The sequence below is a fragment of the Heyndrickxia camelliae genome, from assembly GCF_002844575.1.
Lineage (GTDB): Bacteria > Bacillota > Bacilli > Bacillales > Bacillaceae_C > Margalitia > Margalitia camelliae.
In genome coordinates, this window is sequence record NZ_PIQO01000075.1 from 1 (window position 1) to 372 (window position 372).

General features: G+C 26.9%; 1 protein-coding gene. It reads right to left on the reverse strand.

What is annotated here, in order from left to right; translation table 11 throughout:
• Positions 1-15 precede the first annotated feature (15 nt).
• On the reverse strand, positions 16-336 hold the full coding sequence (locus tag CWO92_RS24980) for a hypothetical protein (RefSeq protein ID WP_101356388.1): 321 nt from the start codon (positions 334-336) through the stop codon (positions 16-18).
• Positions 337-372: the final 36 nt, after the last annotated feature.

The window sequence follows — 372 nt, forward strand, 5'->3', positions numbered from 1 at the left end:
AAATGGATATTTTATCTAGTAATTACTAAGCCATTTTTCAAAATTATAACGATCAGGATTAAACGCTCTATCTATATCCATTTCACTAACAACTTCTCTAAATCCAAAATCTAAATAATTGAATGGTTTATAACAAAATAACCTTTTATTAAACTTTAAGAATGTAAAACCTAAATTATTTGTATAGGTATTTTCTTCAAAACATTTATCACAAAATTCTTTTGTTCCATGATAACTTCCTATGCCAATATCCTCTGTTACCCCTTCTCTAATTCCAATCACTTCTTTATCTCCGCATATCTCACATTCTTCTATATTTACAGATTTAAATCTCATGAGAATACCTCCATTTCCGTTAAAATCAGATTTTTA

What these genes read in the sequence shown, in the direction of transcription:
- CWO92_RS24980 (WP_101356388.1), bottom strand. Translation starts at nt 336, where the DNA reads ATGAGATTTAAATCTGTAAATATAGAAGAATGTGAGATATGCGGAGAT.